This is a genomic window from Polaromonas sp. JS666 (assembly GCF_000013865.1).
In the GTDB taxonomy this organism is placed as follows: Bacteria; Pseudomonadota; Gammaproteobacteria; order Burkholderiales; family Burkholderiaceae_C; genus Polaromonas.
This window is the reverse complement of sequence record NC_007948.1, coordinates 2691414-2712794: the sequence shown is the minus strand read 5'-3', so window position 1 is coordinate 2712794 and position 21381 is coordinate 2691414. Positions and strand designations below refer to the sequence as shown.

Sequence of the window (21381 nt, the reverse complement as noted above, 5' to 3'; positions counted from 1 at the left end):
ACCGGATCAGGCGCTGACCAGGACCTGCGCCGGATTGTTTTGGGCAACAAAGTCTGCGACAAATGCGGGAATGGCCGGGCTGCCCGCCGAGACGGTCAGCACCTCGTAACCGGTCTCGGAAACAAGGATGGTGTGCTCCCACTGGGCTGACAGCGAATGGTCTCGTGTCACGATGCTCCAGCCGTCTTTTTCCGGGCCGTCCTTGATATCGCGCTTGCCGGCATTGATCATGGGTTCGATGGTGAACGTCATGCCCGGCTTGAGTTCTTCCAGCGTGCCGGGGCGGCCATAGTGCAGCACCTGCGGCTCTTCATGGAACTTCTGGCCGACGCCGTGGCCGCAGAATTCGCGCACGACGGAAAACCCCTGTTTTTCTGCATAGGCCTGGATGGCAAACCCGATGTCACCCAGACGCACACCCGGTTTGACGCGCATGATGCCCTGCCACATGGCCTCGTAGGTGACCTTGCACAGCCGTTTGGCCGCAATCGACGCTTCGCCGATCAGGTACATGCGGCTGTTGTCTCCGTGCCAGCCGTCCTTGGTGATGACGGTCACATCGATGTTGACGATGTCGCCTTTTTTCAGGGGCTTGTCGTTGGGGATGCCGTGGCACACTTGGTGGTTGACCGAGGTGCACAGCGATTTGGGGTAGGGCACGTAGCCGGGGGGGCCGTAGCCCAGGGTCGCGGGAATGGTGCCCTGGACCTGGGTCATGTAGTCATGGGCCAGCCGGTCGATTTCATTGGTCGTCACGCCTGGTTTGACGAAGGGCGTGAGGTAGTCCAGCACCTCGGACGCCAGCCTGCCGGCCAAACGCATGCCCTCTATGCCCGCAGCATCTTTATACGTAATACTCATATTTCCGATTATCCCACTGGTCCATGTCATGGGTATGCATGGGTATTTTTGCGGAATTGAAGGGGAAATGTGGCGAGACAAAGTGAACGGTAAAGGAGGGGCTATTGGGTCAGGCTGCGGGTATGGCGGTGTCCGTCCATGAAAGTAGCCCGTTCATTCAGCACAAACCGAGTCGCTGATAAAATTACGGGTTAACGCGTAACCGGCAAACCCTGGTGCAGTGTTGCACGCTATCTGGAACATAAAACCGCGTCTTTTGCGCCATGGCGGCGTTGCAAATCCGCGCGATACCTGCGGGTATCGCTGTGGTTTGCGCCTTGCCCTGACCCGAAATCCATCGCTTTTATGGGTTCCATCAAGCATGCAACACTGCACTGGCGATTGCAGGCGGTGTTAAACCCCACCAAACAGCCTATGAGCTGCCCACCTCCCACTACAAGGCCACCACTACCGTGACCCTGCACCTGACGACTTTTGAGGGCGAACCCCACGGGATCAACGCCCTGAGCGACTTCCGCGTCCAGCAACTCCTTCCCCGCCTGCAAGCCGTTCACGACAAGATTGCCGGCATCAGCGCCCGGTTCGTGCACCTGGTGGCCACCGAGGCCCCACCCTCGGATGCACTTAAGATCCGGCTGGCGGCCCTGCTGACCTACGGAGAGCCCGCAGCTTCAGTGAAAGCGGCTGATACCGTGCTGTTCATCGTGTCACCGCGTTTCGGCACGGTGTCCCCCTGGGCCTCGAAAGCCACGGACATCGCCCACAACTGCGGGTTGGCCGTCAAGCGCATTGAACGCCTGACCGAATACCGCCTGCACCTGAAATCTGGCCTCTTCGGCAAGGCCGGCCTCACCGATGCCCAGCGTGAGCAGCTTGCAGCGCTGCTGCACGACCGCATGACCGAAAGCGTGATGTTTGATCGCACGCAGGCAGCAGGCCTCTTCACGGAACTGCAGGGCGCGCCGCTTCAGACCATAGACGTGCTGCAGGGCGGTAAGGCGGCGCTTGAGCGCGCCAACACGGAATTCGGCCTGGCGCTCGCCGCCGACGAGATCGACTACCTGGTGAATGCCTTTACCCAGCTCAAACGCAACCCGACCGACGTCGAGCTGATGATGTTTGCGCAGGCCAACAGCGAGCACTGCCGCCACAAGATTTTCAATGCCGACTTCACGATAGACGGCGTGCCGCAAGAGAAAAGCCTGTTTGCGATGATCCGCAACACCGAAAAGCTCCATCCCCAGCACACGGTGGTGGCCTATTCGGACAATGCCTCGGTCATGGAAGGGTCCAGGGTCCAGCGGTTCTATGCAAAATCGGCCTCGAGCCCAGAAAATACCAAGGATGAAAGCTATCAAAGTTACAGCGCCACCGACGATGTGCTGATGCACGTGCTGATGAAGGTCGAGACGCATAACCACCCGACGGCGATCTCGCCATTCCCTGGCGCTTCGACCGGTGCCGGTGGTGAGATCCGCGACGAAGGCGCCACTGGCCGCGGCTCCAGACCCAAGGCCGGCCTCACGGGCTTCACGGTCTCCCGCCTGTTTGACGGCGAGTACGGCAAGCCGGAGCACATCGCCAGCCCGCTGCAGATCATGACCGAAGGTCCGCTGGGCGGCGCGGCCTTCAACAACGAGTTTGGCCGGCCCAACCTGGCTGGCTATTTCCGCGAATACGAGCAAACCCTGGGCGGCCAGCGCTGGGGTTACCACAAGCCCATCATGATCGCCGGTGGCGTCGGCACGATTGACGCCAATCTCACCAAAAAGATACTGTTTCCCGCCGGCACGCTGCTGATCCAGCTGGGCGGCCCCGGCATGCGTATCGGCATGGGCGGCAGCGCGGCCAGCTCCATGGCCTCCGGTGCCAATGCGGCGCAGCTCGATTTTGATTCGGTGCAGCGCGGCAATCCCGAAATCGAACGCCGTGCCCAGGAGGTCATCAACCAGTGCGCCCAGCTTGGCGCGGCCAACCCCATTCTGGCCATTCACGACGTCGGCGCCGGGGGCCTGTCCAATGCGTTCCCCGAACTGGTGAACGACGCAGGCCGGGGCGCCCGTTTTGACCTGCGTGCCGTGCCGCTGGAAGAAAGCGGCCTGTCGCCCAAGGAAATCTGGAGCAACGAAAGCCAGGAACGCTATGTCATGGCGATCGCGCCCGAATCGCTGGCGCAGTTTCAGGCCTTCTGCGAGCGCGAGCGTTGCCCCTTTGCCGTGATTGGCGTAGCGACCGAAGAAAAGCAGTTGGTGCTGTCGGACGCGGGGGAGCCCTCACCCCAACCCTCTCCCAGTGGGAGAGGGGGCCAAACTGAAAAGGCCGACCCAAGCGCCTTGCTCCCTCGCCCCTTCGGGGAGAGGGCTGGGGTGAGGGGCGAAGCGGCAGTCGACATGCCTATGAATGTGCTCTTGGGCAAGCCACCCAAAATGCACCGCGACGTGAAAAGCCTGACACGCAGCGTCAAGCCGATTGACCTGACCGGTGTGGACCTCCAGCAAAGCGTCATCGCCGTGCTGAGCCACCCCACGGTCGCTTCCAAGCGCTTTTTGATCACGATTGGCGACCGCACCGTGGGCGGCCTGACGCACCGCGACCAGATGGTGGGCCCCTGGCAGGTGCCGGTGGCCGACTGTGCCGTCACGCTGGCCGATTACCGGGGGTTTGCCGGCGAAGCCATGAGCATGGGTGAGCGCACGCCGCTGGCCGCTGTCAATGCTGCGGCGTCGGGCCGCATGGCTGTCGCCGAGGCCATTACCAACCTGCTGGCCGCGCCGATCGAGTTGCCGCGCGTCAAGCTTTCTGCCAACTGGATGGCGGCCTGCGGCGAGCCGGGGCAGGATGCGGCGCTGTATGAAACCGTCAAGGCAGTGGGCATGGAACTTTGCCCGGCCCTCGGCGTGTCGATTCCTGTCGGCAAGGATTCGCTGTCCATGCGCACCGTCTGGACTGAAGACCAGTCAAGTGGTGAGCGTAAAAAAGTGACCTCGCCGGTGTCTCTGATCGTCAGCGCTTTCGCAACGCTGGCCGACGTGCGCGGCACGCTCACGCCCGAGCTGAACACGGCAGAAGCAGATACCTCGCTGATCCTCATCGACCTGGGCAAGGGCCAAAATCGCATGGGTGGCTCCATCCTGGCGCAAACCCTGAATCTTGAGGACGGCGCGGTGCCGGACCTGGACGACCCGAAGGATCTGGTCAACCTCGTCAATGCGATCAACGCGTTGCGCAAACAAGGCCGGATTCTGGCCTACCACGACCGTAGCGACGGCGGCTTGCTGGCCTGCTGCTGCGAAATGGCGTTTGCCGGCCACGTGGGCGTGTCGCTGAACGTGGACATGCTGCTGGTCGAGGGTGATGGCATTTCTGATAGCCGCATGGATGCGGGCGACAGCAAAAACTGGGCAAGCCAGGTTGGGGCGCGCCGTGAAGAGCTCACACTCAAGGCCCTGTTCAATGAAGAATTGGGTGCGGTGATCCAGGTGCCTACCGAGGCCCGCAACGAGGTGATGCAGACCCTGCGCGAGCATGGCCTGTCCAGGTTCAGCCATTTCATCGGAAAAACCCGTCCGCAACATGCTTCGCTGGAAGTCGGCAAGGGTGAAGTGCAGGTCTGGCGCGACACCAAGGCGGTGTTTGGCGCCAAACTCCAGGACCTGCAGCAAGTCTGGGACAACACGAGCTGGAAGATTTGCCAGCAGCGCGACAATCCGGCCTGTGCCGATGCAGAGCACACCGCAGTCGGCGACCCTGCTGATCCGGGCCTGCATGTGCAGCTCACGTTTTCACCGGAACCCCGCGCCCCCGGACTGATGCTCTCGCGCCCGCGCGTCGCGGTGCTGCGCGAGCAGGGGGTCAACTCTCATGTGGAGATGGCCTACACCTTCACCGAAGCGGGCTTCGAGGCGTTTGACGTGCACATGACGGACCTGCAAAGCGGCCGCGCCCGGCTGGCGGACTTCCAGGGCGTGGTCGCCTGTGGCGGTTTCAGCTACGGCGACACGCTCGGTGCAGGCATAGGCTGGGCCCGGTCCATTACCTTCAACCCGGTACTGGCCGAGCAGTTCAAGGGCTTTTTTGCACGGCCGGATACCTTTGGCCTGGGCGTGTGCAATGGTTGCCAGATGTTTGCCGAACTGGCCGACATCATCCCCGGCGCGGAGGCTTGGCCCCGCTTTACCACCAACCGGAGCGAGCGCTTTGAGGCGCGCCTGTCCATGGTGGAGGTGCTGGATTCGCCAAGCCTGTTCTTCAAGGGCATGGCCGGCAGCCGCCTGCCGATTGCCGTTGCGCACGGTGAAGGCTATGCCAATTTTGCTCACCGCGGGGACGCCGGAAAGGCGATTGCGGCCATGCGCTTCACGGACAACCACGGCCGGGCGACCGAAACCTATCCGGCAAACCCCAACGGCAGTGCCGGCGGTCTGACCGCCGTGACGACGGCCGATGGGCGTTTCACGGCCATGATGCCGCACCCCGAGCGGGTGTTCCGCAACGTCCAGATGAGCTGGACCATGGGCGACAAGGGCGAATTCAGCCCGTGGATGCAGCTGTGGCATAACGCGCGCCGCTGGGTCGGGTAATGGTGTGGTGAAACAAAAAAACGCGGCCTTGAGCCGCGTTTTTTTTAGATGGCGAACAACGCGCCGGAGCGTCAACTGACGCTTATTCGATCTTCGCTTTTTTGCGCAGGTCTTCCTGGAAGGTGGCGAGCTTCTGCTGCTGCATTTGCTGGGCGATTTGCGGCTTGACCTCTTCAAACGAAGGCAGCTGGGCATTGCGGATGTCGTCCACGCGGATCACATGGTAGCCAAACTGCGACTTCACCGGCGCATCGGTCAGCTGTCCTTTGTTGAGCTTGAGCAGCGCTTCGCTGAACTCAGGTACATACCCCGACGGATTGGCCCAGTCGAGGTCACCACCCTTGGCTCCTGAGCCTGGATCCTTGGACTGTTTCTTCGCGATGTCCTCAAACTTGCCGCCTTTTTTCAGGCTGGCAATGATGGCCTTGGCCTCGGCTTCCTTCTCGACCAGGATATGGCGGGCCTTGTACTCCTTGCCGCCGTTGGCCGCGGCGAATTTGTCGTACTCGCCTTTCAAATCAGCATCGGTCACCGGGTTTTTCTTTTGATAGTCCGCGAACAGTTCGCGGATCAGGATGGTCTGGCGCGCCAGTTCCATCTGTACCTTGAAGTCGTCGGTGCCGGACAGCCCCTGTTTTTCGGCTTCCTGCATGAACACCTCACGCGCAATGACTTCTTCGCGCAGCTGGTTTTCCATATCGGGGGTCACCGGACGGCCGGAGCGGGCAATTTGCTGGGCCAGCGAATCAAGGCGCGCCTTGGGCACTGCCTTGCCGTTGACGATGGCGACGTTCTGCGCGAAAGCGCCTTGCGCGCCCATGGCCAGCAGCCCTGCAACGGCGGTAGCCAGTAAAAATTGCTTTTTCATGATGAGTTGGTAATCCTTGATGACGCTTGGTGAATGGTTGGGATCTTGGGCGGAGTTGATTGCCGGCGGTTACGGGCTTTACAGCACATCCACCGGGGTTCAGTTTTCAGTTTCAATCAACCATCTCAATGGCCAGGGCATGAAGGCCCTGATCAATGAAATTTTGCATTGCATCATACACAAGCCGGTGGCGTGCCACGCGGCTCTTGCCCGCAAACGCGGGGCTGGCAATGCGGACGCGAAAGTGCGTACCAAAGCCCTGTTCATTGGCGCCAACATGGCCGGCATGGGCGGCGCTTTCATCCAGCACTTCCAGATACGTAGGCTGAAGCTGCGCCCTGAGCTGCAGTTCAATGTCGTGCACGCGGACAGGCCGCGGCAGGCCGGCAGGTGCGGCTGCGCTCATGGTGTGGTGCCTGGCTTGATGTGCTTGTTGAGATAAAGCGCCTGGGCCAGCACAAAGACCATCATCAGACCCAGACCGCCGAACAGTTTGAAGTTGACCCACGTGCTGGTAGAAAAATTAAAGGCCACCCAGAGATTGAGAAACCCCATCACGGTGAAAAAGCCGACCCAGCTCAGGTTCACGATGCGCCAGACAGGATCAGGCAAAGCCATTTGCGCGCTCATCAATGACTTGATGCCGTTTTTCCTGAACACCAGCTGGCCCACCAGCAATGCACCGCCCATGACCCAGTACAGCACGGTGGGCTTCCATTTGATGAAGTTCTCGCTGTGAAAATAAATGGTGGCACCGCCCAGCATCGTGACCAGGCCCAAGCTTACCCACAGCATGGCATCGACTTTCCGGCCACGGGCTTTCAGCCAGAGAATCTGTCCGAAGGTGGCGACAATCACGACGACAGTGGCCAGCAGCACCGGCGCCTCGGAAGACCCGACCACACCGCCGGACACCATGAAACCCAGCCACTCGGTGGCAGTGGCCGCAGCCCAGTCCTTGTTGCTTTCAGCGAACTTGAACATGCCGAAGAAGAGGGCTATCGGCAAAAAATCAAAGAGAATTTTCATAGAGTGATTATCGCGGTCTCGCTACACAGGGTTGTTATTGGGAAGACAAATCGCAAAGTCTGCCGTGCTCAGGACGATCGAGGGTGAAGTAGGCGATCGTGGGGTTTTCAATCCAAGCCAGGGCCGCGGAACCGGCTCTGCCGGGCCGCAGGCGCAGCGGCCCCTTCGGGGGGCAGGGAGCTACACGCAGTGAGCGACCGTGGGGGCCCATTACTTTGGCTTAAAGTCCAGTGACGCGGAGTTCATGCAGTAGCGCAAGCCGGTCGGGGTGGGACCGTCGGGAAACACATGGCCCAGATGTGCGCCGCAGTTCGCACAGACGGTTTCGGTGCGCGTCATGCCGTGCGCGCGGTCCACATGCTCTTCAATGGCGCCCTTGTTTAATTCCTGGGAGAAACTGGGCCATCCGCAACCTGCGTCAAACTTGCTGGACGAGTCAAAAAGCTCGGCGTCACAGCAAATGCAGCGGTAGGTTCCCTGCGCATAGTTGTCCTCATACTTCCCGGTAAAAGGGCGCTCGGTGGCGGCGTGGCGAGTGACCTCGAAGGCAACCGGCTCGGCGCCTTTTTCCGCCAGCAAGGCCTTCCATTCGGCGTCTGTTTTCTGGATTTTGGTGCTCATGGGTATCCTGAGTTAAGGGTGTTACGAACTGCAACTTATTTCAATGGATGAAGCCCAGTCCGGCGGAAAATCGGAAAAGCTGTCATGGCCCGGGTGTTCATCAAATGGGGCCTGGAGCAAGCCGAGCAAGGTGTTGACACCGGAAAAGTCTTTTAGTTTCGCCGCGCGGATGGCTTCCTCGCCCAAATGGTTGCGCAGCACGAACTTGGGGTTGCTTTTCAGCATCAAATTGGCCCGCACCCCTTGATCCACGCCGGCTACCCGCTCTGAATACTGTAGGGCCCAGGCGTTGAAGGATTCGCGGTCAAAAAACAGGTCCCGCACGGATTCGTGGCCGCTTTGCGGGGTAAAGCCGCATAAACGGCGCCAGAAAATCGTGTAGTCCACCTTGTTGCTGGCCAGCAGCTTGAAGGTGCTCTCGATCAACTCCCGGTCACCGGCCTGCGTCTCGACAAGGCCGAGCTTGTCGCGCATCCGGGCTTCCAGGGCTTGGGGAAACACGGTTTTGTAGGATTCGAGGGCTGCCAGCGCCTGCTCCTGATCCTCAATCAGCGGCAGCAAGGCCTGGCCCAGGCAAAACAGGTTCCAGTAAGCGATGTTGGGCTGCTTGTTGTAGGCGTAGCGGCCCTGGGGGTCGGAGTGGTTGCAGATGTGGCCGGGGTCGAACGCGTCAAGAAACTGGAAGGGGCCGTAATCGATGGTCAGGCCCAGAATGCTCATGTTGTCGGTGTTCATCACGCCATGGCAAAAGCCGATTGCCTGCCATGCGGCCATCAGGCGCGCGGTGCGCTCACTGGCCGCTTCAAGCAACGCGGCATAAGGCTGCTTTGCTTCGCGGCATGCCGGATAAAACCCGTCAATGACGTAATCGGCCAATGTCTTGAGCCGGTCATGCTGGTTGCTGTAGCTGAAGTGCTCGAAATGGCCAAAGCGGATGAAACTGGGCGAAGTCCGCGTCACCACGGCAGCCGTCTCGATGTCTTCGCGGCGCACCGGCGCATCCGAACCGGTCACGCAGAGGGCGCGCGTGGTGGGTATGCCCAGGCCATGCATGGCTTCAGAAGCCAGGAACTCGCGGATCGAACTGCGCAGCACGGCCCGGCCATCGCCCATGCGCGAGTAGGGCGTGCGGCCCGCACCCTTGAGCTGGATTTCCTGGGGGCCCGCAGGCGTCTGGAGATCGCCCAGCAGGATGGCCCGTCCGTCGCCCAATTGCCCGGCCCACACGCCAAACTGGTGGCCGCTGTACACGCTGGCCAAGGGGCGGGATCCCGCCGTGCTGCGGTTGCCGGTCAGCACCTCAAGCGCCTCGGCAGATTCCAGCCAGTGGTCTTCCAGCCCCAGTTCACGGGCGAGCGCCTGGCTGCGGCCTACCCAGTACGGCGAAGGCAGGGGAGTGGGTTGAAGTTCGGTGTAAAAACCAGGGCCCAGCCGGGCAAAACTGTTGCCCCACTTCAGGCCCGGTTCGGCAAGGTCCAGCGGGTCGGATGGGGTGTCTGGGGCAGCGGTCATGACCCTATTGTCTTATCACGCCAGCAGCCCTGCACAGCCGGGGTTAAACCGTGTCTGTCGCTGGCCGGGCGGCGCAGGACGCGAGCGCCTGCTCGTCCAGTATGGCCACGCGGCCGAACTCGAGCGACACCAGCCCCTGCGCCTCGAGGGTCTGCAGGGCCCGGTTGACGGTTTGTCGTGACAGTCCGGCGAGGTGTCCCAGCTCCTCCTGCGACAGCAGGAGCTTGCGCCGCCCCTGCCAGAAAACACGGCTCAAATACAGGGCCACGCGCTGCTCCGGGGCGCGCAGGCGGCCTGCCTCGATGATGGTCATGGCCTGCCCGAGGCGCCGGTTCAGGTGGGCCACCAGAAAGTGGTTGAAGGGCAGGCTGCTTGCAAGCAATTCGTTGAATTGGGTCCGCGGCAGGCACAGCAGCGTGGTGTCGCGCAAAGCAATCACGTCGTAGCGGCGCGGCTCGGTTTTGAGTGTCGAGCCCTCGCCAAACCATTCACCGTCAGGCACACCCAGGAAGGCCGACACCCGTCCTTCAGCCGACTTGCTCTGCAGCTTGACCAGACCCGACAGCACGGCATACCAGCCCTTGACGGGCTCGCCAGCCGCCAGCAGGACATCACCTTTGTGCCCAGCTATGGTGAATGTCCGCTCAAGCAGCCGGGTCTGTGCGTCGGCTGGCAGGTCGGCAAACCAGGACTGACCGCTGAGGAAGCGGTGGTGGGCGAGGGCAGCTTCAAAGGGCATGGCTTTGATTGTCCACCACCCTTGAGGTGCGGAGCCCGCCGGTGGCGCAGCCTGAATGGCGAGTAGCAGGTGCGTTCGCCAGGCCGGGTATGTACCTAGAAACTGTCGGGAGCACGACAACAGTTGCATCTTTGGTCTCGCAGGCCGACAGTAGGGCATTGCATATGAAGGCGAGGGCCTGTAGCCCTTGACTGGCGTGGATGCGGATTTTCCCGGGGCGGCTCTGGTGGCGTGCGCGCTACCATGCAATCACGAGACATGTAGATTCATAAACGACCCGGCAGGGCAAGAAAGGAAAAGACGATGTTAGGTTTGATGCAAAGCCAGCCACTGCAGATCTCGTCGCTGATTGAGTTTGCGGAGCGTCACCATGGCGACGCTGAAATCGTGTCGCGCCGGGTGGAAGGGGACTTGCATCGCTACACCTACAAGGACGCGGCCTGTCGCGCGCGGCAGGTGGCCCAGGCGCTGGATGGCCTGAAGCTCGCGTTCAGCGACCGGGTTGCCACGCTGGCATGGAATGGTTACCGTCACTTTGAGTTGTATTACGGCGTCAGCGGCTCGGGCCGCGTGCTGCACACCATCAACCCGCGCCTGCATCCTGACCAGATCGCCTGGATTGCCAACCACGCCGAAGACCAGGTGCTGTGTTTTGACCTGACCTTTTTGCCCCTGGTGCAGGCCGTCCACGGCAAGTGCCCCACCATCAAACACTACATTGCGCTGTGCGATGCGGACAAGCTCCCTGCAGACACCGGCATTCCGAATCTGCAGAGCTACGAGCGCTGGATTGGCGGGCAGACAGGTGATTACGCCTGGCCTGCTTTTGACGAGAACTCCGCTTCCAGCATGTGCTACACCAGCGGCACCACGGGCAATCCGAAGGCAGCGCTATTCAGCCACCGTTCCAGCATCCTGCATGCGTACGCGGCCGCCTTGCCCGATGTCATGTGCATTTCGGCGCGTGATGCCATCTTGCCGGTCGTACCGATGTTTCACGTCAACGCGTGGGGCATTCCGTACTCGGCGGCGCTGGCGGGTGCCAAGCTGGTGTTTCCGGGCCCGGCACTGGACGGCAAGTCGGTGTATGAGCTGATCGAGGCTGAAAAAGTCACGTATGCCGCAGGCGTGCCGACGGTGTGGCAGATGCTGCTCGGTCACCTCAAGCCGGCGGGCCTGAGGTTTTCGACCCTGCGCCGCACCGTGATCGGTGGTTCGGCCTGTCCGCCCGCCATGATCAACGCTTTCAGGGATGACTACGGCGTGGAGGTGCTTCACGCCTGGGGCATGACCGAGATGAGCCCGCTGGGCACGCTGTGCACGCTTAAAAACAAACATGACGCGCTGTCTGACGACGAGAAAATGAAAATCCGCCTCAAGCAGGGGCGCGCCATTTTTGGCGTCGACATGAAAATCGTCGACGAAGCCGGCAAGGACCTGCCCTGGGACGGCAAAACCTTTGGCGACCTGCATGTCAAAGGGCCGTGGATTGTGCGCGAGTACTTCAAGGGGGAGGGGGGCGACCCCTTGGTCAATGGCTGGTTCCCGACCGGTGACGTCGCGACTATCGATGCGGATGGCTACATGCAAATCACGGACCGCAGCAAGGATGTCATCAAGTCCGGTGGCGAGTGGATCAGCTCGATTGACGTGGAAAACATTGCGGTGTCGCATCCGGCCGTGGCCATGGCTGCCTGTATCGGCGTTCCCCATCCCAAGTGGGATGAGCGGCCCATCATTGCGGTGGTCAGGAAGCCGGGCATGGACGTCACGCGCGAAGAGCTGATCAGGTTCTACGACGGCAAGACGGCGAAATGGCAGATTCCCGATGACGTGGTGTTTGTCGATGCCATTCCGTTGGGCGCGACCGGCAAGATGCTCAAGACCAGGCTCCGTGAGCTGCTGAAGGACTACAAGCTGCCTGGTATTTGACGACCACGTGGAAAGCCTGGCGCGCTGTCACCTAGGCGATATGTCCTGCGGACAACCCCTAGCGTTGGCAATTCGAATTACTTGTACGCTGCAAAGCTTGTGAATTAAAGGAGACTGGATCATGAAAAATGTCATTCGTGTCGTTGCTGTTTGTGCGGTATTGGCCTGTTCAGGCGCGACCTGGGCCCAAAAAGGCGAGACCGTCAGGATCGCCCTGATTGAAGGCCTGTCCGGCTCGTTTGGCAACGTCGGCCAGAATCAACTTAAAAGTTGGCAGTTCCTGGCAGAAAACCTTAACGCGGCAAACAACGTAGCGGGTGTCAAGTTTGAAATTGTCGGCATGGACAGCAAGGGCTCGCCCCAGGAGGCGCTCAACACTTTCAAGGCGGCGGTCGATCAGGGCTTTCGCTACATCGCGCAAGGCAACGGTTCAGGCGCGGCTCTGGCCCTGTCTGATGCGGTGGCCAAGCACAATGAGCGTAATCCGGGCAAAGAGGTGGTGTACCTGAATTACGCCGCAGTAGATCCGGCGCTGACCAACGAAAAATGCAACTACTGGCATTTCAGGCTGGATGCCGACACCTCCCAGAAAATGGAAGCGCTGACCAGCTTCATGAAAGACCAGTCCATGGTCAAGAAGGTCTATCTGCTCAACCAGAACTATTCCCACGGACAGCAGGTGGCCAAGTATTTCAAGGAAGGCATGGCCCGCAAGCGGCCTGACTCATCGATTGTGGGTGATGATCTGGTGCCGCTTGGGCAGGTCAAGGACTTTTCCCCCTATGTCGCCAAGATCAAGCAGTCGGGTGCCGACACCATCGTCACCGGCAACTGGGGTGCTGACCTGACCCTGTTCGTCAAGGCATTGAACGACGCGGGGCTCAAGCTGCCCCTGTACACCTACTATGCAGCCGTGTCGGGCACGCCGACGGTATTGGCCGCCGGCGGCGAAACCGAGGTTTACCAGATTTCGTATGGCCATTCCAACCACACTGGAGCGCTGGCCAAACTCACGAGTGACTATCAGAAGAAGTTTGGCGACGACTTCTACACCTACTCCATCTACAACGGCATCCTGCTGATGAGCGAGGCCATGGCCAAGGCGAAATCCACTGACCCGGTCAAGGTGGCCGCGGTCATGAACGGTTTGCGTTTCAAGGGCTTCAACGGCGATTCCGAGATGCGCAAATCGGACAACCAGATGCAGCAGGGCCTTTACATCTCCAAATGGCAGAAGGTCGACAAGAAGTATCCATACAGCGTGGAAAAAACAGGCTATACCTTTGCGCCGGTCAAGTACATCGAATCCTATGTGGCCAGCACCCCCACCAGCTGCCAGATGAAACGCCCCTCCTGAGGCATCCACTACGACTGACACCAGGTGACCCCACGGCCACCCTGGTGTTTCCTGTTGCCTGATTCCCGTTGGCGTTGATTCATGCTCGATTTCCTCACATCTCTCGGCCTCAGCCCCGGCTTCATCGAGTTCTTCACGATCTCGTTGCTCAATGGGATGAGCTACGGCTTGTTGCTGTTCATGTTGAGCTCCGGTCTCACGCTGATTTTCAGCATGATGGGCGTGCTCAATTTTGCGCACGCCAGCTTCTACATGCTGGGTGCTTACGCCGCCTACAGCATCACGGCGCTGGTCGGTTTTTGGTGGGCATTGCTTTTTGCACCGCTACTGGTGGGCGTGCTGGGGGCGGGGTTTGAAAAATTCTGCCTGCGTCGCGTGCATCAATTTGGCCATGTTCCCGAACTGCTCATCACGTTTGGGCTGAGTTACATCCTGCTGGAGCTGGTGCAGCTGGTCTGGGGCCGCAGTTCGGTCGATTACAGGGTGCCTGCCCTGCTCGATGGTCCGCTGTTCACGCTGTTTGGCACCCAGTTCCCGCTCTACCGCGGCTTCATGATGCTGGTGGCTGTATTAATGCTGGTGGCCGTGTGGCTGTTGCTCACCCGCACCCGCATCGGGCTGGTGATCCAGGCTGCGCTGACGCACCCGGAGATGGCCGAGGCCCTAGGCCATAACGTTCCGCGCGTCTTCATGCTCGTGTTTGGCGGTGGTGCGGCGCTGGCCGGGTTGGCCGGGGTGATCGGCGGCAATGCTTTTGTCACGGAGCCGGGTATGGCTGCCACCGTGGGCTCGGTGATTTTTGTGGTGGTCGTGGTGGGTGGCATGGGCTCGCTCGCCGGTGCGTTTCTGGCTTCGCTGCTGATTGGTGTTCTGCAAACTTTCGCGGTGGCGATGGATGGGTCTGTCATGTCCGCTGTCAGTACGGTAGGTCTGGTAGTGACGCCTGAGACCTTTGGTTATGCGCTGTTCAAGCTCAAGATAAGCCAAGTAGCACCCATCCTGCCCTATCTGTTACTGGTCCTGATGCTGACATTTCGGCCCAAAGGCCTTCTGGGCACGCGGGAGGGCTAAATGACACGGCAGTTTTACCAATTCAAACCCCTCAATGTTGGGCGTTTTCTGTTGTGGTCTCTTTTTGCACTGGTGCTGGCACTGGCTCCGCTGGTCTTTACTTCCAGCCTGAGCCACACCATTTTGAGCCAGATGGGTATCGCCATCATTGTTTGTCTGAGCTACAACATCCTGCTGGGGCAGGGTGGGATGCTGAGCTTCGGCCATGCCGTTTATTCCGGGATGGGCTCCTTCCTGGCGATTCACACGCTAAACAAGATCAGCAGCGGGGCACTTGGGGTGCCCGTGAGCCTGATTCCCATTGCAGGAGGGCTGGCCAGCATGCTGGTGGCCGTGGTGCTCGGCTGGGTCACCACCAAAAAATCGGGCACCACGTTTGCCATGATCACCCTCGGTGTGGGTGAACTGATCTGGGCGATGTCGCTGATGTTCCCCGAGTTCTTTGGCGGGGAGGGGGGAGTGTCGGGCAACCGGGTGACAGGCGCTAAAGTCTGGGGCATCACCTACGGCCCGCAGGTACAGCTGTACTACCTGATCGCCGCCTACACCCTGGTCTGTACAGCGCTCATGTTCGCTTTCACGCGCACCCCGCTGGGCCGCATGCTCAACGCGGTACGCGACAACCCGGAACGCGTCGAATTCGTGGGTTATGACACGCAGAAAGTACGGTACTTTTCCTTTATCGTGGCGGCTTTTTTCGCAGGCATTTCGGGTGGCCTGGCTGCGCTTAATTTTGAAATCGTCACATCTGAGGTGGTCAGCGGGTATCGCTCGGGGGCGTATTTGCTGTTCACATTTTTAGGGGGTGCGACTTTTTTCTTCGGGCCGATCATTGGTGCCGTTCTCATGGTGCTGGCTTTTGTCCTGTTGTCGGAGTTCACGAAGGCATGGCTGCTGTACCTCGGTTTGATTTTCCTGTTCATGGTGATGTACGCGCCGGGAGGGGTGGCGTCGCTCATCATGATGAATCTGCGGGTGGCCGTCTTTGGTCACCTGCGAAAACTCTGGGTCGGCTATCTGGCGTTGGCGCTGACGGCGCTGGTGGTGCTGATAGGCGCTGCGGCGATGATCGAGATGATTTACCACCTGCAACTCAATGCTGCGCTTGGTCCGGAGTTGACCTTCCTGGGTGCCCGGCTTGACTCCAGAGGGCTGAACAGCTGGATTGGCGCCTTGTTTGTGACGTTAACGGGCTTGGGTCTGTTTGAAGTCTGTCGCCGTCAGTTCGCCCGGGAGTGGGACCAGATTCAGCAAAGCATAGAAAAAGAGATCAAGCGCAGGGAGACGCTGTGACGTTCACTACCAACCAAACAGCAGCCAAAAGCTCCAGCATGGACCGCAATGCCGGGCCGTTCCAAGGTGAAATACCCCCCTCGGAGGGCGGCGCAGTGCGCGAAGCGACAAGCGTGGGGGCCAATTACGCGCTTGAATTGAAAGACCTGCGCAAGAGCTTTGGTAAAACGGAGATCATTCGCGGTGTCAATTTGGCGGTTCCAGCAGGCCAGCGTGTCGGCATCATCGGCCCGAATGGCGCAGGAAAATCCACACTGTTCAACCTGATCAGCGGCCGCTTCGAACCCACCAGCGGAGACGTATTGCTTAACGGCCAGCGCCTGAATGGAAAAAGGCCCTTCGAAATCAACCGCATGGGCCTGTCGCGCAGCTTCCAGATCACCAACATCTTTCCCAAGCTCAGCGTGTTTGAAAACCTGCGCTGCGGTGTGCTCTGGAGCCTGGGCTACAAATACACTTTCCTCCGGTTCCTGGCCGACCTGGATGATGCCAATCAACGCGCCGAAGAACTGATGGCGATGATCAAGCTCGAGAAAAAGCATGACGTGCTGGCCATCAACCTGACATATGCCGAGCAGCGGGCGCTGGAAATAGGCATCACCATCGCTGGCGGCGCCAGCGTGATCCTGCTGGACGAACCGACGGCCGGCATGAGCCGCTCTGAAACCAGCCGCTTCATCAACCTGATCAAGGAAGTCACGGTCGGAAAGACGCTGCTGACCGTGGAGCACGACATGGGCGTGGTGTTTGGCCTGGCCGACAAGATTGCGGTGGTGGTGTATGGCGAAATCATCGCCTATGACACGCCGGAAGCAGTGCGTGCCGACCAGCGTGTACAGGAAGCTTACCTGGGCTCATCTGTTGCCGATGCACAAGCAGGGGGGCATTGAGAATGACTCCCACGCTTTTCACTCCGTGTAGTACGCTGCCCCTCGAAGGGGCTCAAGGCTGCCTGGGGGCGGCCCGTCGGAGCCTTGCATGCTGAATATTCAAAACCTCCACGCCTTCTACGGCAAGAGCCATGTACTGCACGGCGTCTCATTCGATGTGCAACCGGGCGAGATCGTGGCACTGCTGGGCCGCAACGGCTCGGGACGCTCCACCACGGCCAAGGCCATCATGGGTCTGGTGGACTGCCAGGGTTCCATCCTCTGGAGAAAAGAGGAAGTCGTGGGCAAGAAGGCTTACCAGATTGCACATCTCGGTATTGGCTACGTGCCCGAAAACCGCGACATCTTTCCCAAGCTGACAGTGCATCAAAACCTGCTTCTGGGTCAAAAAGGGTCTGGAAAAGGATCGCGCTGGTCTTTCAAGGACATGTACACCATGTTTCCGCGGCTGCTGGAGCGCCAGCACACCGAAGCCGGGGTTTTGTCGGGTGGCGAGCAGCAGATGCTCACGCTGTGCCGCACGCTCATGGGCGACCCGGACCTCATCATCATTGACGAGCCCACAGAAGGCCTGGCGCCAAAAATTGTGGAGCTGGTCGGCCAATACCTGCAAACGCTCAAGGCCAAGGGCGTTTCGGTGCTTCTGATCGAGCAGAAGCTCACCATCGCCATGGCGATTTCCGACCGGGCGCTGGTCATGGGGCATGGCAGCATCGTGTTTCACGGTACGCCCGACAGCTTGCGGGCCGACGCCTACATCCGGAAAGAGTGGCTCGAAGTGTAAGAAAGTCCCGGAGGTTGTCACCGCTGGGACAAACAGGGCGGTATTGCGCTTGTACGGCTGCGCAGCCACCCTACAATAAGAAAAAGAACGGTCGTACTATTTTTCTGGCGGGGTGCTTAACCCCCGAGGCCGAAACAACTGAAACTTCACTCAAGGAAAGACAACGGCAATGACAACCCATTACGAAGTTCGCGGCACGGTGGCGCTGATCACACTGGACAACCCGCCCGTCAACGGCCTCGGTTATGCCACCCGTTCCAGCATTACCGACAACCTGCAAAAAGCCAACGCCGACGCGGCCGTCAAATCCATTGTGCTGACCGGCGCAGGCAAGGCCTTTTCAGGCGGTGCCGACATCAAGGAGTTCGGCACCCCAAAAGCGCTCCTGGAACCCAACCTGCTCAGCGTGATTCGCGCGGTTGAAAATTCCTCCAAACCGGTGGTGGCGGCCATCCACACGGTCTGCATGGGCGGCGGACTGGAGCTGGCCCTGGGCTGTCACTACCGCATCGCGGCACCTGGCTGCAGCGTGGCATTGCCCGAGGTCAAGCTGGGTCTGTTGCCTGGCGCAGGAGGTACCCAGCGTCTGCCGCGCACAGTGGGTGTCGAGCCCGCATTGAACATGATCGTGAGCGGAGAGCCCGTCAAGAGCGAATTGCTGGCGCAGATTCCGGGGCAGAAGCTGTTTGACAGGATGGCCGCCTCGCCGGAGTCGCTGGCAGAAGACGCGCTGGCCTTTGCCCAGTCTATTGCCGACACCCGCCCGCTGCCGCTGGTGCGCAACCTGCCATGCAAGCATCCCGATGGCGATGCCTACTTCCAGTTCGCCCGCAACATGGTCAAGGGCATGGCGAAGAATTTCCCCGCTCCGCTCAAATGCGTGGATGCCGTGGAAGCTGCCACCAAAAAGAAATTTGAAGACGGGCTGGCGTTTGAGCGCGAGCTCTTCATCAACCTGATGTGGACACCTGAAAGCCGCGCGCTGCGCCACATTTTCATGGCCGAGCGTGCCGCCTCCAAGATTCCTGATGTGCCGGAAGATACGCCCAGGCGCGAGATCAAATCGATTGCTGTGATCGGTGCCGGGACCATGGGCGGCGGCATCTCCATGAATTTCCTGAACGCCGGCATCCCGGTCAAGATCCTGGAAATGAAGCAGGAAGCGCTGGACCGTGGCATTGCCACCATCCGCAAAAATTACGAATCGCAGGTCAAAAAAGGCAAGCTCAAGCAGGACAAGTACGAGCAGCGCATGAGCCTGCTCAGCACCACCTTGAGCTACGACGACCTGAAAGACGCCGACATGGTGATCGAGGCCGTCTTTGAGGAAATGGGCGTCAAGGAAAAGGTTTTAAAGGAGCTGGACCGCGTGATGAAGCCGGGCGCCATTTTGGCATCCAACACATCCACGCTCGACATGAACCAGATCGCCAGTTTCACCAAGCGTCCGCAAGACGTCATCGGCACCCACTTTTTCAGCCCGGCCAACGTCATGAAGCTGCTGGAAGTAGTGCGCGGGGAAAAAACGGCCAAGGATGTGCTGGCCACCGTCATGGCGTTGGGCAAGAAGATCAAAAAGACCGCAGTCGTATCCGGCGTTTGTGACGGCTTCATTGGCAACCGCATGATCGAGCAATACAGCCGCCAGGCTGGCTTCCTGCTGGAAGAGGGCGCAACGCCGGCGCAGGTCGACAAGGCCGTGGAGAAGTTCGGCTTTGCCATGGGCCCCTTCCGCATGGGCGACCTGGCGGGCAACGACATTGGCTGGGCGATCCGCAAGCGCCGCTACCAGGAAAAGCCGGGCATGAAGTACAGCAAGACCGCTGATTTACTCTGCGAAATGGGGCGCTACGGCCAGAAAACCGGCGCAGGCTGGTACGACTATGTGCCCGGCAAGCGCGACGCGATCCCCTCGCAGGTGGTTGTTGACATGATCGAAAAGCACCGCAAGGACATCGGCGTGACGCCGCGCAGGATTTCCGATGAGGAAATCGTCGAGCGCCTCGTCTATTCGCTGGTCAATGAAGCCGCGCACATTCTCGAGGAAGGCATTGCCTCCAAAGCCAGCGATATCGACATGGTCTACCTGACCGGCTACGGCTTCCCCCTGCACCGCGGCGGCCCGATGCTGTACGCCGATCAGATGGGCCTCTTCAACGTGGTGCAGAGCATGAATCGCTTTGCCCAGAACCCGCTGGATGATGCAAGTTTCTGGAAGCCCGCCCCATTGCTGGCCCGGCTCGCAGCCGAAGGCAAGACTTTCAACTAATTTGAGAACAAATTCCGGAGATTCCCATGACCTCAGCCGTAATAGTTTCCACCGCCCGCACCCCCCTGGCCAAAAGCTGGAAGGGCTCTTTCAACATGACGCACGGTGCTACCCTGGGCGGCCACGCCGTAGAGCATGCCCTCAAGCGCGCCGGCATTGATGCGGCCGAAGTTGACGACGTCATCATGGGTTGCGCCACACCCGAAGGCGCCACCGGCGCCAACATTGCGCGCCAGATTGCGCTGCGCGCCGGTTGCCCGGTCACCGTGTCGGGCATGACCGTTAACCGTTTTTGCTCATCCGGCCTGCAGACCATCGCCCTGGCGGCGCAGCGCGTGATCGCCGGTGAGGCCGATATCTACGTGGCTGGCGGCGTGGAAAGCATCTCCTGCGTGCAGCAGGAAATGAATACCCACATGCTGCAGGAAAGCTGGCTTGCCAAAAACAAACCCGAGATTTACTGGAACATGCTGCAAACCGCCGAGCAGGTCGCCAAGCGCTACAACATCTCGCGTGACCGCATGGACGAATACGGCGCGCTCAGCCAGCAAAAGGCCGCGGCTGCACTCGCTGCCGGCCGCTTTGAAGCCGAGATCGCACCCATTACCGTCACAGCTGGCGTAGCCGATCCGGTGATGGGCCTGATCACCAAACAGGTCACCGTGAGCAAGGATGAGGGCATTCGCGAAGGCACCACCAAGGAGGGCATCAGCGGCATCAAGCCGGCCATCCCCGGGGGTGTCATTGCGGCCGGCAATGCCAGCCAGTTCTCCGATGGTGGTGGCGCGGTGGTGGTGATGGGCGAGAAAGTAGCTGAAAAAAAGGGCCTGAAACCGCTGGGTCGTTTTCTGGGCTTTGCGGTGGCTGGCTGCGAGCCCGACGAAATGGGCATCGGTCCGGTTTTCGCCATTCCCAAGGTGCTGGCCAAACTGGGCCTGAAGATCAGCGACATCGACCTCTGGGAGCTGAACGAAGCCTTTGCCGTGCAGGTGCTGTACTGCGCCGACAAGCTGGGCATTCCCATGGACCGGCTCAATGTCAACGGTGGCGCCATTGCCGTCGGCCACCCTTACGGCGTCACGGGTCAGCGCCTCACCGGCCACGCCCTGATCGAAGGCAAGCGTCGCGGCGCCAAACGTGTTTGTGTGACCATGTGCATTGGCGGCGGCATGGGTGCTGCAGGTATTTACGAAGTCCTGTAAGAGGCATCCTGTGCCATGAACGAAACCCTGCTCCTTCAGAAAGGGCAGGCGTTTTTGGCCCTGCAGCCTGCCGGTGTGCTGATCGGCGCCGAACTGCATGCGTTGTCACCGGGGCATTGCGAGTTGCAGCTTCCCATCACCGAAAAGATTCTTCAGCAGAATGGCTTTGTGCATGGTGGCGTGATCAGCTACGCCGCCGACCACGCGCTGACCTATGCCGGCGAACCCTGCTGGAATGGGCAGTTGTTACCGTTGAGTTCAAAATCAACTACATCAGCGAGCAAAAGCTCTGGGCCGTGGCCCAAGGCACGATAGCCCGGCTTCCCGTCAAAGCCAGCCCGACATAACTCCGACCGACATAACCCCGACCTGG

General features: G+C 60.1%; 17 protein-coding genes. 10 read left to right on the top strand and 7 right to left on the bottom strand.

Annotated elements, in window-relative coordinates; genetic code table 11:
- Positions 1-6: 6 nt before the first annotated feature.
- A complete protein-coding gene (gene map / locus BPRO_RS12845; RefSeq protein ID WP_011483501.1) occupies positions 7-861 on the bottom strand; it encodes a type I methionyl aminopeptidase in 855 nt (284 codons plus the stop codon).
- 452 nt (positions 862-1313) lie between these two features.
- On the opposite strand from map, the gene purL reads away from it, so the two are divergent.
- Positions 1314-5441 carry a phosphoribosylformylglycinamidine synthase gene (gene purL / locus BPRO_RS12840; protein WP_011483500.1) on the top strand — a complete coding sequence of 1376 codons (4128 nt, stop codon included), beginning with the start codon at positions 1314-1316 and terminating at the stop codon, positions 5439-5441.
- Positions 5442-5523: 82 nt separating this feature from the next.
- Here the strand turns inward: purL and BPRO_RS12835 are convergent, their stop codons facing one another.
- The 6 genes from BPRO_RS12835 to BPRO_RS12810 form a co-directional block, all read right to left on the bottom strand.
- Positions 5524-6309, bottom strand: coding sequence for a peptidylprolyl isomerase (locus BPRO_RS12835; protein ID WP_011483499.1), 786 nt, complete (start codon positions 6307-6309; stop codon positions 5524-5526).
- A gap of 112 nt (positions 6310-6421) precedes the next feature.
- Positions 6422-6715: a BolA family protein gene (locus BPRO_RS12830; protein ID WP_011483498.1), complete on the bottom strand. Its 294-nt coding sequence runs from the start codon at positions 6713-6715 to the stop codon at positions 6422-6424.
- Positions 6712-7338: a septation protein A gene (locus BPRO_RS12825; protein WP_041388808.1), complete on the bottom strand. Its 627-nt coding sequence runs from the start codon at positions 7336-7338 to the stop codon at positions 6712-6714. The genes BPRO_RS12830 and BPRO_RS12825 overlap by 4 nt, the downstream gene beginning before the upstream one ends.
- Before the next feature lie 210 nt (positions 7339-7548).
- Positions 7549-7959, bottom strand: coding sequence for a peptide-methionine (R)-S-oxide reductase MsrB (gene msrB / locus BPRO_RS12820; RefSeq protein WP_011483496.1), 411 nt, complete (start codon positions 7957-7959; stop codon positions 7549-7551).
- A 21-nt stretch (positions 7960-7980) separates the two neighbouring features.
- Positions 7981-9471, bottom strand: coding sequence for a protein adenylyltransferase SelO (locus BPRO_RS12815; RefSeq protein ID WP_011483495.1), 1491 nt, complete (start codon positions 9469-9471; stop codon positions 7981-7983).
- 43 nt (positions 9472-9514) lie between these two features.
- Positions 9515-10210: a Crp/Fnr family transcriptional regulator gene (locus BPRO_RS12810; RefSeq protein ID WP_011483494.1), complete on the bottom strand. Its 696-nt coding sequence runs from the start codon at positions 10208-10210 to the stop codon at positions 9515-9517.
- A gap of 303 nt (positions 10211-10513) precedes the next feature.
- On the opposite strand from BPRO_RS12810, the gene BPRO_RS12805 reads away from it, so the two are divergent.
- The 9 genes from BPRO_RS12805 (at position 10514) to BPRO_RS12765 (ending at position 21323) form a co-directional block, all read left to right on the top strand.
- Complete coding sequence (locus BPRO_RS12805; protein WP_011483493.1) at positions 10514-12142, top strand: 3-(methylthio)propionyl-CoA ligase; 1629 nt, start codon at positions 10514-10516, stop codon at positions 12140-12142.
- 121 nt (positions 12143-12263) lie between these two features.
- Complete coding sequence (locus BPRO_RS12800) at positions 12264-13499, top strand: branched-chain amino acid ABC transporter substrate-binding protein (protein ID WP_011483492.1); 1236 nt, start codon at positions 12264-12266, stop codon at positions 13497-13499.
- A gap of 81 nt (positions 13500-13580) precedes the next feature.
- Positions 13581-14570, top strand: coding sequence for a branched-chain amino acid ABC transporter permease (locus BPRO_RS12795; RefSeq protein WP_011483491.1), 990 nt, complete (start codon positions 13581-13583; stop codon positions 14568-14570).
- Positions 14571-15863: a branched-chain amino acid ABC transporter permease gene (locus tag BPRO_RS12790; RefSeq protein ID WP_011483490.1), complete on the top strand. Its 1293-nt coding sequence runs from the start codon at positions 14571-14573 to the stop codon at positions 15861-15863.
- 113 nt (positions 15864-15976) lie between these two features.
- A complete protein-coding gene (locus BPRO_RS12785) occupies positions 15977-16753 on the top strand; it encodes an ABC transporter ATP-binding protein (RefSeq protein WP_011483489.1) in 777 nt (258 codons plus the stop codon).
- Between the two features lie 88 nt (positions 16754-16841).
- Complete coding sequence (locus tag BPRO_RS12780; RefSeq protein WP_011483488.1) at positions 16842-17537, top strand: ABC transporter ATP-binding protein; 696 nt, start codon at positions 16842-16844, stop codon at positions 17535-17537.
- Positions 17538-17706: 169 nt separating this feature from the next.
- Positions 17707-19806, top strand: coding sequence for a 3-hydroxyacyl-CoA dehydrogenase NAD-binding domain-containing protein (locus BPRO_RS12775; protein WP_011483487.1), 2100 nt, complete (start codon positions 17707-17709; stop codon positions 19804-19806).
- Between the two features lie 26 nt (positions 19807-19832).
- Positions 19833-21008: an acetyl-CoA C-acyltransferase gene (locus BPRO_RS12770; protein WP_011483486.1), complete on the top strand. Its 1176-nt coding sequence runs from the start codon at positions 19833-19835 to the stop codon at positions 21006-21008.
- 15 nt (positions 21009-21023) lie between these two features.
- Positions 21024-21323 (top strand): PaaI family thioesterase, encoded by a 300-nt coding sequence (locus BPRO_RS12765; protein ID WP_011483485.1) that lies wholly within the window; start codon positions 21024-21026, stop codon positions 21321-21323.
- Positions 21324-21381: the final 58 nt, after the last annotated feature.